Raw genomic sequence first — 14,349 nt, 5'->3', positions numbered from 1 at the left:
GCCTCTATGGGTCCCGATTGACTGAACGCTGTCTGTCCCGAAACGGGAAGGCATACAACATATGGTATCGCTCAAAGGAGGATAATCCATGCGTAGTTTCGATCTCGCACCGCTCTACCGAGCCACCGTCGGCTTCGACCAAATCGCCGACATGATGGACCGGGTGCTCGCCAATGATGTCACCCAGCCCACCTATCCGCCCTACAACATCGAGAAGACCGCCGATGATGCATATCGCATCTCGATCGCGGTCGCCGGTTTCTCGGAAAACGACCTGTCCGTCGACGTCAAGGACCATGCGCTCGTCGTCTCGGCTCGCAAGGCCGACGAAGATGATGGCCGCACTTACCTCCATCGCGGCATCGCAACCCGCGCGTTCGAGCGTCGCTTCCATCTCGCTGACCATGTGCGCGTGATCGGAGCGAGCTATGCAGACGGAATGCTGCATATCGATCTCGAGCGCGAAATCCCCGAAGCGTTGAAACCGCGCCGGGTCGAGATCCGCAAGATCGAGAACTCAGCGAAGGCGAAAGACGTCGTCGATGCTGACAAGGTGAACTGATCCTGCCTGCCAAGACAGGATGACCTCGCGAACGCCCCGGCCCGATGGCCGGGGCGTTTTTCGTCTTATACCGTCAGGCAGACGTATTTCATCTCGAGATATTCATCGATCCCGTGATGCGACCCCTCGCGACCGAGACCGGATTGCTTGACGCCGCCGAAGGGCGCGACTTCGGTCGAAATGAGGCCGGTATTCACGCCGACGATCCCGTATTCGAGCTCTTCGGCGACCTTCCAGACCCGGCTCAGATCCTTGGCGTAGAAATACGAGGCTAGCCCGAAGATCGTGTCGTTCGCCATTGCGATCACGTCGTCGACATCCGTGAACCGGAAGAGCGGCGCGAGGGGACCGAATGTCTCTTCGGTGGCAAAATCCATCTCCTGCGTCGCGCCGGTGACGATGGCGGGCTTGAAGAAATTGCCTTCGAGATCTTCCTGATCGGAGCCGAGAATGACTTTCGCACCCTTGGATTTGGCGTCGCGGATATGCGCTTGCACCTTGTCTATGGCATCGCGGGTGATCATCGGGCCGAGATCGACATCGTCCTCGGCAAGACCGTCGCCCACCTTGAGCTGCTGCACCCGCGCCTTCAGCTTCTCGGCGAACTCGTCATACACGCCGTCCTGCACGTAGAGACGGTTCGCGCAGACACAGGTCTGGCCATTGTTGCGGAACTTGCAGGCGATCGCCCCTTCCACGGCCGCGTCGATATCGGCGTCATCGAAGACGATGAAGGGCGCGTTGCCACCCAGCTCCATCGAGCATTTCATCACCTGGTCCGCGGCCTGACGCAATAGGATCCGGCCCACCTCGGTGGATCCGGTGAAGGTCAGCTTGCGGACTTTGGGGTTCTCGCAGAACTCCTTGCCCGCCTCGGAGGAAGACGAGGTCGGCACCACGTTGAAGACACCCGCCGGAAGTCCGGCCCGCTCTGCCAGAACGCCGAGTGCGATCGCCGATAGCGGTGTTTCGGAGGCGGGACGCGCGACGAAGGAACAGCCCGCTGCCAGTGCAGGTCCGGCCTTGCGGGTGATCATCGCATTCGGGAAATTCCACGGCGTGATCGAGGCTGCGACCCCGATGGGCTGCTTCATCACCAGGATGCGCTTGTCGCGCGCATGACCCGGAATCTGCTCACCGAGAACGCGCTTGGCCTCTTCCGCGAAGAATTCGACGAAGGACGCGCCATATGCAATCTCGCCCTTGGCTTCGGCCAGCGGCTTGCCCTGTTCTGCGGTCATGATCTTCCCGAGGTCGTCCTGGTTCTCCATCATCAGGTCGAACCATTTGCGCAGCACCTGCGAACGCTCCTTGCCGGTCCAGCGGGCCCATTCTTTCTGAGCTTCGAAAGCGTGGTCCACGGCCTTGCCGATCTGCGCGCGCGACAGGTCAGCCACCTTCGCGATGACGTCGCCGCGCGCGGGGTTCGTCACTTCGAACGTCCCGTCGTCGCCGTCGATGAACTGCCCGTTCACATAGGCGCGTGCCTCGAGTAGCGACGGGTCGCTCAGCATCGCCTTCAGATCCGTCGTCCGATCCAGCATGTCTCTCTCCTGTCTGATGCGGGCAATCCGGTTGGACCCGCGGATTCATCTCGATATTGTCGCCAGAAACGCCCCGGAGAGAGCTTATGGATCTGGACGACGACTACAACAATCAGGACCACATTCCCGACGCCGCGAGCTTCCCGCCGTTTTGGGCGGAGAAGGCGCAAGACTTGCGTAAAAGACTGGGGGCGGCGAACCGGGCACGGCTAGGTCTCATGTACGGACACGGAACGCGAAACGTCTTCGATCTGTTCCTGCCGCTGAGGCGGGCCGAGGGGCTCTTGATCTTCGTTCACGGCGGCTATTGGCGCCGCTTCGGCCGCGGAGACTGGTCGCATCTGTCCGAAGGCGCGCTGCGGCGGCATTGGGCGGTCGCCATGCCGTCCTATGATCTGTGCCCGCGTGTCAGCGTGGCGGACATCACCCGGCAGATCACCGATGCGGTGACCACGGCCGCGCGGGAAGTGACGGAGGTGCCGATCCGACTCGCAGGACATTCGGCAGGCGGGCATCTCGTGGCCCGGATGCTGGAGCCCGGCCGGCTGCCGGAGGATGTCGCAAGCCGGATCGATCACGTCATGCCGATCTCACCGGTGTCCGACCTGGAGCCGCTTCTGCGAACCTCGATCAACGAGGATCTCAAACTCGATGCAGAGATGGCTCGCGCCGAAAGCCCGGTTCATCAGCCGAAACCGAGCGCCCGCGTGACCGTCTGGGTCGGCGCGGACGAGCGGCCCGCCTTCCTCGATCAGGCGCGCTGGCTTGCCGAAGCCTGGGATGCCGAGCACGTGATCGAACCCGGCAAGCATCACTTCGATGTGATCGCGGGGCTCGAGAGCGAGGACAGCCGGATAACCGAAGCGCTTTTGGGCTAAGGAGAGTGCGCTTGCCGTTCCCCTATCGCGCTCCTACCTCAAAGGAATGACCGATACGCTTCCGGAAACGGGGCTCGAGGCCCTGCTCTGCTTCGATCTTTACGCCGCGCAGAACGCGATGGGGCGGTTCTACAAGTCGCTGCTGGAACCTCTGGGCCTGACCTATCCGCAGTATCTGGTCATGACGACGCTCTGGGCCGGAGAGCCGCTCAGCGTCGGACAGATCGGGCAGCGACTGGGGCTCGAGACGAACACGGTCACGCCTCTGCTGAAACGGTTGGAAGACGCCGGGCGCATCCGGCGCGACCGGGACGCGGCGGATGACCGGCGCGTTCTGTTGTACCTGACGCCGGAGGGTCGCGCGCTTCGTGCCAAGGCCGCGCATGTGCCTGCCTGCATCACCGAGGCGCTCGGCATGTCGCAGCGGGAGATCGGCGAATTGCAAAATGGCCTTAGGCAGTTGCGCTCGGCGCTTCTTCCGAAGACAGAGTGAGGCCTTGGATCGCCCCCGCGGTTGGGGCAATGTCACCGCGCAGAACAAGGTAACGAGGTGCCCGCCCGATGGCCTATGTGAAATGGACCTTCATCATCCTCTTCTGGGCGGTTCTTCTGTCCTTCCTGCACTATACGTTGCCGCAGAACGATATCGTGCGGATCACCGATACCTACGAGAAACGCGAGGATATCGGCGCGAACAGCCTGTTCTGGACGCGCGGCGATGCCGGGGCGAGCCCGAATGACAGCCGGGATGTGTTCTTCATCCAGACGCGGCGCGCGGGCGACGACATCATGGTCTATCGCAATGAGGATACCGGCTGGGGCTGGCCGCCCTATTTCAAGTTCAACAGCTCGAACCTGCAAGCCGAGGCCGCCGATCTGCGCTCGACCGGAAGCGAGCCCAACTGGGTCGCGATCCGCCATTACGGCTGGCGCGCGGAGTTCCTGTCGATCTTCCCGAACGCCGTTGCGCTGAAGTCGGTGGAGGGCCCGGATGTCCGCATCATTCCCTGGCGCTCGATCTTCATTCTCATCGTCCTCTTCGCGGTATTCTGGGCCATCTGGGTTCGCTGGCGGCGCTTTCGCGCGGCGCGGATCGATCCGGTCCTGAGCGAAGCCGCGGACAGTTTCGACGACGCGGCACACGGCCTCAAATCCCGGCGCAAGCGGGTGACGGACTGGGTGCGCGGGCGCTGACCGCGCCGCTTTTGTTGCCAATTCTGCCATAAACGGGCCGAAATCCCCCTCTACTCTGCTCAAGTGTGGACCCTGGCGATCAGACCGGGGCCGCAACGGTCAGCAAGAGGGCAGTTTCGATGTTTGAGACGATTGCGGCCCTGGGCGTCGCCGTTTTGGGCGGGACGCTCAGTGCGTTTCTTCCCGGTCTGGACGAGGCTGACGACCTCGAGGAGGCCGGCCCCGAGGCAGCGGCCGCGGCGGATCCCGCCGACGTGCCACGACTTCCGGTCATCAGCGCCGAGGAGCCCTGGTTCGAGAACTTCGACCCGATGGTCGACCAGGTCGTCGTCGTTTTCCCGGACAGCATGGGCAGCGCCAGCCTTTCGGATCTGAGCTTTGCCTATGACGAAGAGCACGATGAGACCGAGGTGACCTTGAAGACTCCCGAGGGCGAGCGCTGCGTCTGTTTCCTGCCCGAAGTCGCGCCGGGTGAGATGGACGCCGCCAATTTTGACTTCATGTCCGAAAGCGAGGCCCGCGCGCAGCTTGGCCTCTGACGGGGTCCGGTATCACGATGGCGCGGCAGCGCGCGACAGGCTAGGACGCGGCTGGTAAGCTCGCGGCGCAGGCGCAGAAGATCGAGGTCGGCAGAACGCAACATGCCCAACGCCATCGCATATCTGATGCTCGGCTTCTGGCCGATTGTCACGCTTGCGGCGTTCCGGCTCCTTCCGCCGGGCCGGGCGCTGCTGGTGTCTGTGATCGGCGGATACCTTCTGCTGCCTCCCGAACCCGCCGCATTCGATCTGCCGCTTCTGCCGGGTCTCGACAAGGTCACCTTGCCCGGCGTGGCGTGCCTGGCCTGCCTCGTCGCGTTCCGCAATCAATCGGCCCGATCCTTCTGGCCTGAATCGCCCCTGGTTGGCCTTCTGCTGACCCTCTATCTCGCGACCCCGCTCATGACCGCCGTGATGAACCTCGATCCCGTGCGCTGGGGCCGCTTCGAGGTACCGGCAATGAGCCTGAAGGACGGAGTGGGGTTAGCTCTCCGACATGCGCTCACCATCCTGCCATTCCTGCTGGCGCGTCAGCATCTCGCCTCAGGCGGCGCGCTGCGGGACGTCGCCTTGGTGGTGACGCTTGGCGGCCTCGCCTACGTGCCTTTGATGCTGGTCGAGGTGCCGCTCGGCCCGATCCTCAACGAAGGGTTCTACGGATTCCAGCAGGCGCTCGAGAGCCAGGCGGAACGTGGAGACACGTATCGGCCCGTCGTCTTTCTACAGCACGGGCTTTGGGTGGCGTTCTTCACGCTGTCGGCCACGCTTTGTGCCTTCACGCTTTGGCGGAGCGAGTCGAGCGGGCGCACGAAATGGCTGTTCGCCGCGCTTCTTCTTCTGGGAACACTTCTGGCAATGAAATCCTTCGGCGCGCTTCTTATGGCGCTCACGGTGGTCCCGCTTCTTGTCCTGACCGGCCGGCGCATCCAGACGGGCGCTGCGATCCTCATTGCCTGTCTCGCGCTGGCCTATCCACTCTCGAAGACGAGCGGCATCGTGCCGGAAGAACAGCTTCTCGCCAATATAGCCGAGATCGATGCCGAACGCGCGTATTCGCTTGAATTCCGGATGGCGAACGAAAATGTGCTGATGGAACGCGCGCTCGAGCGGCCGTTTTTCGGGTGGGGCAGCTGGGGGCGCAATCACGTGATGAACTCCGCCAGCGGCGAATGGGAGACGATCACCGATGGCCGCTGGGTTCTAACCCTGGGCGTGCTGGGCGCGGTCGGACTGGTTGCGGAATTCGGCCTCTTGCTCATGCCGATCTTCCTGCTCCTTTCCGCTGGCATCGCGCGTGACCCCGAGCGCTTCTCACCCTACGCGCCGCCGCTCGCGCTCTTGCTATCGCTCAATATCTTCGACCTCATTCCCAACGCCACGCTTACACCGATCACGTGGCTTTTGGCCGGTGTGCTCCTCGCGCATGCGGAGCGGCCCGAGCGGCGGAGTACAACCGATTCACCTGATGCGACGCCAAGAGGGCCTGCGCCGTTGCGCTGGAAGCCGATCCTTTGAGCGTTGAAGCATCCCGCCCGCGCGTCCTCGCTATCGCCGAGGCGGCGAATCCCGAATGGGTGTCGGTGCCGCTTGTCGGCTGGTCGATGGCCCAGGCGCTGCGGGAGGTCGCTGATGTCCACCTCGTCACGCAGATCCGCAACCGGGAGGCGATCCTGCGGGCAGGCATGGTCGAAGGTGACGAGTTCACCGCCATCGACACAGAGGCGCTCGCCCGCCCCGCCTACCGCGCCGCCGAGATGCTTCGCATGGGCGAGGGCAAAGGCTGGACGATGATCCAGGCCGCGCAGGCGCTCACCTACCCATGGTTCGAGCGCAAGGTTTGGGAGCGGTTCGGCGCGGATCTCAAGGCGGGGCACTATGACCTCGTGCACAGGATCACGCCATTGTCGCCGACCGCGACATCGCCCCTGGCTGCCAAGCTCGCAGCGATCGACGTGCCGTTCGTCGTCGGACCCATCAATGGCGGCGTGCCCTGGCCGGAAGGCTACGGCCATGTGCGCCGCGCGGAACGCGAATGGCTGGGTTACATCCGCGAGGTGCACAAGCTCGTGCCGGGCCGGTCCGCCACGCTCAAACATGCCAGCGTCATCCTCACGGGCTCGCGCCTGACCGCGGCGGAGCTGCCGAAGTCGGTTGCGAACAAGACGGTCTGGTTGCCCGAGAACGCGATCGACACGACACGCTTCTCGGGTCGCGCGAGCCCGGGCAAGCGTGGTGCGCCCTTCCGCGCGGTGTTTGTCGGGCGACTCGTCGCGCTCAAGGGTGTCGACATGCTGATCGAGGCCGCACGCCCCCTGATCGAACGCGGAGAGCTGGTCATCGATATCGTCGGTGACGGCCCCGAAATGCCCCGCCTCAAAACCCTTGCCGACCCTCTCGGGGCTGGCATCACCTTCCACGGCTGGCAGGCGCATGGCGCGGTGCAGGACATCCTGCTCGGAGGCGACGTCCTCGCCTTCCCGTCGATCCGTGAGTTCGGCGGCGGCGTGGTACTTGAGGCGATGGCCCTCGGATTGCCACCGCTCGTAGTCGATTATGCCGGGCCCGGAGAGCTCGTGGACGAGACCACCGGTTACAAGGTGCCCTGCCTTCCGCCCGAGGGCTTGGTGCCTGCGCTGCGCGAAACGCTCGAACGCATCGTCGCAGAGCCTGACGTCCTCGCCGCCAAGGGCGCTCGGGCTGCGGCGAAGGTCGCGCGGCATTTCACCTGGCCGGCGAAGGCGCGACAGATCGACGAGGTCTATCGCTGGGTGCTGGCTGGCAGAGAAGGCCCGGCGCCGAACCTTTTCGCAGAGACGCGTTCATCCTACGAGGCAGGGTCATGACCTATCCCGCATTGCAGGAAGACCGGGACGCGGTGGTGGTCGGCTGCACGTTCGAACGCGCGCTGATTGAAGGCGGGCGCGAATGCCTACACACCGGCAAGATGGATGGCGGCCCCGCCCTTGCCAAACTCTGCGCCCGCACTGGATTACGGAGAGTGGCGTTGCCTGAGCGCGCGTATGACCTCCAGGGGCAGGATCGCGCCGCATTTCGCGTAGCGCGGGGCCAAACGTCGCGGGTCACTCAGCATTCGCCAGAGCCATTCGAGCGCCAGCTTCCGGACGAGTCTCGGCGCGCGTCTCTGGTGCCCCGCGAAGAAATCGAGACCCGCGCCGATGGAGACGAAGCCGATATCCGGCGCGATCTCGCGTCCGCGTGCAGCGAGGCACTCCTGACGCGGGGCGCCAAGAGCCAGGAAGACAAGGCGCGCACCTTCGGCTTGCATACGACCGAGCGCATCGCGTGCGGCGTCGCCATCAGGATCGAACCCCATCGGCGGGGCTTCGGCAAAGGCGACCCTGAGGCCCGGCACCTCGGCTTCGAGATAGGTTTTTGCGCGACCGAGCGTTTCTTCCGTACTGCCATAAAGGCCGATTGCCGCGCCAAGCTCGGCCGCGACACGGCAGAGCGGCAGGATCGCATCCGAGCCAGGCACCAAGTCGACGGGACGCGAGGCAAGACGCGAGAGCCAAACGACAGGGTTGCCGTCGGCCGTCACGAAATCATGGCGCGCATAGGCCGCGCGGAATTCGGGATCGCTTCGGAGCTTGACCATGTGATCGAGATTGAGCGTCGCCACGGCAAAGCCCCGTCCCTGGGAGAGACGGCCGCGGACGGCGGCCGACAGCGCGTCGTGATCCGCGACATTCACGGCAACGCGCGTGCCCGCGTATTCGAATGTCATGTCCTGTCCCATCGCTGCGCTCATAGCATCAGTGGCGCGCGGCGTGCAGGACAAATACGCGTCGCTCGACTTCGGTGCATACGGCCCGTGTCCTGTCTGCCCGCGAGGTGCCCAAGATGAAGCGCGTGGCCTACCTCACCGGACACTATCCGCGCGTCTCGCATACCTTCATCGAGCGCGAGGTCGAGGGTTTGCGCGCGCTCGGACACGAGGTCCAGACCTGCTCCATACGGCGCACCGCCCGGTCGGAGCTGTCCGGCCCCGCACAAGAGGCCGAGCAAGCGCGAACCTGGCATGTGATCGAAGCTGCAAAGCGCCCTGCAACGCTTCTCGGTGCGCACTGGCACTACCTGAGACATCATCCGAGACGCTGGTGGCAGACGCTCCGCCTCGCAGTCCGCACCTCCGCCGACGGACCGCGCGCCCTGCTCTGGCAGCTGTTCTATTTCCTTGAGGCTGCCGTTCTTGCCCGGCATCTCGAACGCGAAAAGGTGGCACATCTGCACAACCACCTCGCATCGCAATCCTGCAACGTGGCAATGCTTACCTCGGCGCTATCCGGCATCCCCTACTCATTCACGATCCATGGGCCGGATACGTTCTTCGAAGCGCCCCGTTGGCATCTTGCCGAGAAGACGCGCCGCGCGGCCTTCGTCTCGTGCATTTCGCATTTCGCGCGCTCGCAGCTGATGTGCTTTGCCGATCCCGCCGACTGGGACAAGCTGAAGATCGTGCATTGCGGCGTCTATCCAGAGGCTTACACGGCTCCAGCGACAGAAGGGGCCCGCCTCCTCTTCGTCGGCAGACTTGTCGGGGTGAAAGGGCCGCGCCTTTTGCTGCGCGCGCTGACGCAGCTGTCCGGGACGCATCCGGACGCGACACTGACTTATGTGGGCGATGGCCCTGACCGCGTGGCGCTCGAGACGCTGGCGCGCGAGACGCGCCTCGCGGAGCGTGTTCGGTTTCTGGGATATCAGCCGCCCGAGAAGGTGGCCGAGGCACTGGCGGACGCGGATGTCTTCTGTCTGCCGAGCTTCGCCGAGGGCGTGCCCGTCGTGCTCATGGAGGCGATGGCCGCCGGGCGTGCAGTCGTCACCTCGCGCATCGCGGGTATCCCAGAGCTTATCGAGGACGGTGTCAGCGGCCGGCTGGTGCCGCCGGGCGATCTCGGCGCGTTGACGGATGCGCTGGAGGCGTGCCTCTCGGATCGGGATGCAGCACGCCGCGTGGGAGAGGCCGCACGTGCGCGCGTCGCGGCGGAGTTCGACGCGCGTATCGAAGCACGCAAGCTTTCGGCGCATATCGAGGCCGCCCGATGAGCGACGTGGATATCGTTCTGATCGGGCGCAACGAAGCCCAACGCCTGCCGGCGGCACTTGCTGCCGCCAAGAGGAGCGGCGCGCGGCTTGTCTACGTGGATTCGGGCTCCAGCGACGGCAGCCCGGAGATCGCGGAGGACATGGGGGCGGAGGTTGTGCGGCTCGACATGTCCCGTCCCTTCACCGCCGCCCGCGCGCGCAATACCGGCGCAGCCGCTTTTCACGATCCCGCCCCGTATCTGCAATTCGTCGATGCCGATTGCGTGTTGGCGCCAGGCTGGATCGAGACTGCGAAGGACTTTCTCGCTCAGCACCAGCGCCACGCCCTCGTGACCGGGTGGGCACGGGAAGAGCAGCCGGACCACTCTGTCTTCAACCGTCTCATCGACTGGGAATGGCGCGCGCCGGCCGGCCCTATCGACGCCTGTTCTGGAAACCTGATGGTGCGCCGGTCGACCTTCGATGCGGTCGGCGGCTTCGATGGGGGCTTCATCGCCTCGGAGGAGGAAGACCTCTGTGCCCGGCTTGCCAGCGATGGGTGGGCCCTAGAGCGGCTGCCCGAAGAGATGGTCACACACGACGCCGGCATGACCCGGCTTTCGGAATGGTGGCGGCGCACCGAACGAGCGGGGCACGGGCTCGCGCAGCTGGGCGCGAAACATCCGGGCCGCAGGCACACTGAACGCTTGCGCGCATGGCTCTACGGATTGGCGCTCCCCGTCGCAACTCTGGTTCTCGCGGTGCTCTGGTGGCCGCTCGTCATCCTCCCGCTCGCGATCTACGGACGCAGCTGGCTGAGCGGCTATCGCACACTCCGCAACACCGGGACACGACCTGCCGACGCCCGCGCCTTCGCCACGCTCTTCACGTTGGCGAAAGCGCCGGTTCTGATCGGAATGCTCCGTTTTTATCTTCGGTCTATGCTGCGGCGAGAGATGCGGCTGATCGAGTACCGAAAAGATCGGGCTTAGCGGCACCCGCGGCCAATGCGGCCCGTAAACAATCCCCGCTTTTCGACCCAATTTTCGACAGAATCGTCGTCTTTAACCAACGTGGAGCAGAAGACACCAAACTTGAGACCAGGCATATTGATGCAGGCAGGCCCATCCTCCGCGTGGCAGCAGCCACCGAGCACCGCGTTCCGTCCCGAATGGAGCGCGCGATGAGTGCTGACCGGACCTTCCGCCGGAAGAACCGCCCGGTGCGCGCCCGCGAAGAGGATGACATGCGCCCCGTCGCGCCACTGGAGCGTCCGAAGGATCGTGTCCCGCAAGATGCGGCGCCCCCCGCCGCCCTGGAGAGTGGCGAGGCAAGGGACAAGCCGCGCACCTTCCGCCGCAAGAATCCGCCGCGCCGAACGCCGGAGGCACAGCGCCCGGCGGGTCCGCCCGAAGCGCGGCCGGACCCGGCTGACAAGGAACCGGACGTTCCCCGGAAAACGCTGACCGAACCGCCGGTCCGCCTCGAGCCCGAGATGCGCCAGGACGCGCCGACAGACGCAGCGCCGGAAGAGACGCCGCCGCCTATGGCCGAGGCTCAGGAGCCGGCTGCCTTGATGCGCGCTGACGAGCCGAAAGACGGTCCGGCAACCGCTCCGGCGATGGCACCTCCGGCGGAACGGACGGCAACGCCCGTGACGCCAAGCCTTTCCGAGAGCGCCGCGGATCAGGACGCCAACTGGCGCGCGCTCGACACGTTCCGCGTGGACGAGCGCCTTCTCGATCGCAACCGGATCATTACGGCAAGCCGCTACGACCCGGCGCATTCCTCGTTCGACGTTCTCCGTACACGGCTCCTGCAGGCGCTTGCGGAGCGTGGATGGACCCGTATCGCCATCACCTCACCGACACAGGGATGCGGCAAGACGTTCACCGCCGCGAACCTCGCGATCAGCCTCGCGCGACAGGAAAACTGCCGCACGATCCTGTTTGACACTGATTTGCGGAATCCCTCTCTGTCGAAGGTGTTCGGACTGAGCGGGATGGGTCCGATCGGCAACCTTTTGCGGGGCGCGAGCGGCCCCGAAGATCATCTGCTGCGGCTCGGACCGAACGCCATCCACGCTTCGCAGAACCTCGCCATCGCGTTCAACGATGCGCCGGAGACCTACGCGTCGGAGCTCTTGCAGGATCCGCGCACGGGTCGTGCGCTGAACCACGTTCAGGAACGTTACAGGCCCGACGTGATGCTGTTCGACATGCCGCCTGCCCTTTATGGTGACGACGTGATCGCAATGCGGCCGCATATCGACGCGGTGATCCTTGTGGTCGGCGGCGGCCTGACAAGCGAGCGCGAGATCCGCGAAGTCGAAGCGCGCCTCGGGACCGAGACCCCGCTGCTTGGCGTCGTACTCAATCGCGCGGAAGGCTCCACCGCGCGAAAATACACCTACTAGAGATTAGTCCGCGAAGCTTCGGGGCAGAAACCGCTCCCAGAGCGCCGGGTCGAGCAGCCGAGTTCCGAAGAACTGAACCGCCGCCGCGACGGCGGCTGCCAGGGCTGCAAGCGCGGCGAGAATGCCGAGGCGGCTGCCCCAACCCGATTTGCGGCGCTCGACCACCGGAACCGTGATGACAGGCGTGATGCCAAGGCGACGCTCGAGCTGCGCGGCGGTGCGGATCGCGGGATTGAACGCCTCTGCCGCATAGGCGACGCCAAGTGCAAGAACCACGCTGAGCGCTGCGCCGATGGTCGCGATCGAGCGGCGGCTGCGCGAGATCGACTCGTCCGCAGGCACGGCTCTTTCCAGAACGGTCAGCCGGTCGGATTGATCGCGCGCCTCCAGCACCTGTTCGAGCTCCGCATCGGAGCGTTGGCTCACGACCGTGCGGTACTGCTCCTGCAGGTTGCCGATCTGCCGTTCGATCAGCGCCAGCTCCTGCGCCACTTGCGGCGCACGCGCGATTGCCTCTTCGATCTCGGCCATGCGCGTCTCCACGAGCGCTTTCTGGTCCTCGAGAAGGGCGATTTCCTGCTGGCGCACCTCATCGCGCTGGCGCGTGCTCGTGGTTTGCAACTCGGCGATATCGCGGTCGATGCCGAAGGCTGTTTCCTCCAGAGAGGTCAGCCGCGTACGAAGCGCTCCGACAGAGGAGGGAAGCGCCTGGTCGTTCTCCCGGCGAAAGACAGCAAGCTCAGCCTCTTTTTCTTCGATGGCCGCTTCGAGCCGCGCGGCTTCCTCGTCGAAGAAAGCCAAGGCGTCCTCGGCGCGCGACAGGTTCTGCTGGCGCGCTTCTTCTATTCCCGCCAGCATCACCTCATTGGCAAGCGCCGCGGCGCGAACCGGATCGTCCGTTGTCGCCTCGATGACGAGGGCATAAGGCGCGGTGCGCGGCTGGTTGATCCGGTCGTCGGCGATCTCACGGATCTGGATCGCCTCACGCATGATGATCAGCCGCGAAGTACGGTTGAGCTCCTCGGAGGAGTCCTCGACGTTGAACATACCGATCTGCTCGCCGATGCGAAGTAGGCTTTCGGAGGAGGTCATCCGCTGCTTGATCAGCTCGATCCGGCGCACGGCGTCGGACGTGACGCCGATCCCCTCCTCGGGCGCGGAGATGCGTGCATTTTCGACCTGAACGACTGCCGTCGCCATATAAAGCTTCTGCTGACCCAGCGCGAACAGCACCGACAGCACGCAGCCGAGGAGGATGATGCCCGCCATGATCGGCATACGGCGACGCAACGCTGCGAACAGCTCGTCCTTGCTCTGGATCTGCAACATGTCGTCACTCCGGCAGTTGGGCCCCCACTGCACAGAGACGAATCGCACTTGGAGTGCGGCCCGTCCTCGACACAATCTAGACGCTTCGCCCGAATGTTGCCACTTTTGCGACCCCTCAGGTGGCGAAACAAACCGTCCCGATTTCGGAAATCACGGCCATGTTTTCGCCGCAATTGGGCAGGTCAGGTGCGGGATAATGCCGATAGCGACAGGCAGAGGCCGTCGCCGGTCCATTGACTGACCGGGATCGTCTGGCCCTTCGCGAAGGGGGGCACCGGACGGGCGAAACGCAGCGCCCGCACGGCCCCGTCATAGCGCAGCGCATCGAACCCGAAGAGCGTCCGCGAAAGCGGATATTGCGCCTTGTAGGCCGCCTCCTTGGCCGAGAAGAGCTGACGTCCGGCAAGCCTGCGGTCCGGACCGACCGCGTCGAGCTCGGATGCGAGACCGATCTCTGGCAGGATGTCCTCGGGCAGCGGGTTGAAAGGCTCGATGTCGACACCAAGCGCCATGTAATCGGATTGCCGCGCGACCACGGCGATGCAGGCCGTATCGCAATGCGAGACGCTGCCGACAATGCCCTCGGGCCAGATCGGGCTGCGGTCCTCCGCCATGGGAATTGCCACCTCCGGGTGGCCGAGTGCGGCAAGGGCGCGGCGGGCAGCTCGGCGCCCGCCCGCAAATTCCGCGCGCCGCCCGGTGACAGCCCGGCTGACCGCTGCTTCCTCGACCGGGTAGAGATCGCCGGGCTCGGACTGCGGCGGACAGATCGCCACAGCCACTCCGGCCGGCCATGCGGAGCCGAGCCCCGCGATCATCTTCTCCAGAACCGCTGCGGGCATGG

14 protein-coding genes are annotated in these 14,349 nt (G+C 64.9%); 10 read left to right on the top strand and 4 right to left on the bottom strand.

What is annotated here, in order from left to right; genetic code table 11:
• Positions 1 to 88: 88 nt before the first annotated feature.
• The gene (locus BM171_RS10965) at positions 89 to 562 is read left to right on the top strand and encodes an Hsp20 family protein (RefSeq protein WP_093011940.1); all 474 of its coding nucleotides are present in this window, start codon (positions 89 to 91) and stop codon (positions 560 to 562) included.
• A gap of 65 nt (positions 563 to 627) precedes the next feature.
• Here BM171_RS10965 and BM171_RS10960 read toward each other — a convergent pair whose 3' ends face one another.
• Positions 628 to 2,106: an NAD-dependent succinate-semialdehyde dehydrogenase gene (locus tag BM171_RS10960; RefSeq protein WP_093011938.1), complete on the bottom strand. Its 1,479-nt coding sequence runs from the start codon at positions 2,104 to 2,106 to the stop codon at positions 628 to 630.
• Positions 2,107 to 2,192: 86 nt separating this feature from the next.
• On the opposite strand from BM171_RS10960, the gene BM171_RS10955 reads away from it, so the two are divergent.
• The 6 genes from BM171_RS10955 (at position 2,193) to BM171_RS10930 (ending at position 7,560) form a co-directional block, all read left to right on the top strand.
• Positions 2,193 to 2,984, top strand: a complete 792-nt coding sequence (locus BM171_RS10955; protein ID WP_093011936.1) for an alpha/beta hydrolase — start codon at positions 2,193 to 2,195, stop codon at positions 2,982 to 2,984.
• 46 nt (positions 2,985 to 3,030) lie between these two features.
• Complete coding sequence (locus BM171_RS10950) at positions 3,031 to 3,477, top strand: MarR family winged helix-turn-helix transcriptional regulator (RefSeq protein WP_093011934.1); 447 nt, start codon at positions 3,031 to 3,033, stop codon at positions 3,475 to 3,477.
• A gap of 68 nt (positions 3,478 to 3,545) precedes the next feature.
• Complete coding sequence (locus BM171_RS10945) at positions 3,546 to 4,178, top strand: DUF1523 family protein (protein WP_093011932.1); 633 nt, start codon at positions 3,546 to 3,548, stop codon at positions 4,176 to 4,178.
• 119 nt (positions 4,179 to 4,297) lie between these two features.
• Positions 4,298 to 4,717, top strand: coding sequence for a hypothetical protein (locus BM171_RS10940; protein WP_093011930.1), 420 nt, complete (start codon positions 4,298 to 4,300; stop codon positions 4,715 to 4,717).
• A gap of 102 nt (positions 4,718 to 4,819) precedes the next feature.
• Positions 4,820 to 6,232 carry a hypothetical protein gene (locus BM171_RS10935; RefSeq protein WP_093011928.1) on the top strand — a complete coding sequence of 471 codons (1,413 nt, stop codon included), beginning with the start codon at positions 4,820 to 4,822 and terminating at the stop codon, positions 6,230 to 6,232.
• Positions 6,229 to 7,560 carry a glycosyltransferase family 4 protein gene (locus BM171_RS10930; RefSeq protein WP_245760236.1) on the top strand — a complete coding sequence of 444 codons (1,332 nt, stop codon included), beginning with the start codon at positions 6,229 to 6,231 and terminating at the stop codon, positions 7,558 to 7,560. Before BM171_RS10935 ends, BM171_RS10930 begins: the two co-directional genes overlap by 4 nt.
• Before the next feature lie 146 nt (positions 7,561 to 7,706).
• Here the strand turns inward: BM171_RS10930 and BM171_RS10925 are convergent, their stop codons facing one another.
• A complete protein-coding gene (locus BM171_RS10925) occupies positions 7,707 to 8,462 on the bottom strand; it encodes a WecB/TagA/CpsF family glycosyltransferase (RefSeq protein ID WP_093011926.1) in 756 nt (251 codons plus the stop codon).
• Between the two features lie 116 nt (positions 8,463 to 8,578).
• Here BM171_RS10925 and BM171_RS10920 point away from each other — a divergent pair, with 116 nt between their 5' ends.
• The 3 genes from BM171_RS10920 (at position 8,579) to BM171_RS10910 (ending at position 12,176) form a co-directional block, all read left to right on the top strand.
• Positions 8,579 to 9,781 (top strand): glycosyltransferase family 4 protein, encoded by a 1,203-nt coding sequence (locus BM171_RS10920; protein ID WP_093012334.1) that lies wholly within the window; start codon positions 8,579 to 8,581, stop codon positions 9,779 to 9,781.
• Positions 9,778 to 10,752 (top strand): glycosyltransferase family 2 protein, encoded by a 975-nt coding sequence (locus BM171_RS10915; RefSeq protein WP_093011924.1) that lies wholly within the window; start codon positions 9,778 to 9,780, stop codon positions 10,750 to 10,752. Before BM171_RS10920 ends, BM171_RS10915 begins: the two co-directional genes overlap by 4 nt.
• A 191-nt stretch (positions 10,753 to 10,943) precedes the next feature.
• Positions 10,944 to 12,176, top strand: a complete 1,233-nt coding sequence (locus BM171_RS10910) for a CpsD/CapB family tyrosine-protein kinase (RefSeq protein ID WP_093011922.1) — start codon at positions 10,944 to 10,946, stop codon at positions 12,174 to 12,176.
• Positions 12,177 to 12,179: 3 nt separating this feature from the next.
• Here the strand turns inward: BM171_RS10910 and BM171_RS10905 are convergent, their stop codons facing one another.
• Together BM171_RS10905 and BM171_RS10900 are read right to left on the bottom strand one after the other, a co-directional pair.
• Entirely contained in the window at positions 12,180 to 13,505 is a 1,326-nt protein-coding gene (locus BM171_RS10905) for a GumC domain-containing protein (RefSeq protein ID WP_093011919.1), read from the bottom strand.
• Between the two features lie 182 nt (positions 13,506 to 13,687).
• A complete protein-coding gene (locus BM171_RS10900) occupies positions 13,688 to 14,347 on the bottom strand; it encodes a 4'-phosphopantetheinyl transferase family protein (protein WP_093011916.1) in 660 nt (219 codons plus the stop codon).
• Positions 14,348 to 14,349 lie beyond the last annotated feature (2 nt).

The organism is Roseivivax halotolerans (assembly GCF_900115815.1).
Lineage (GTDB): Bacteria > Pseudomonadota > Alphaproteobacteria > Rhodobacterales > Rhodobacteraceae > Roseivivax > Roseivivax halotolerans.
Note: the sequence above shows the minus strand (reverse complement) of the source record. Positions and strands in the feature narration are given on the sequence as shown.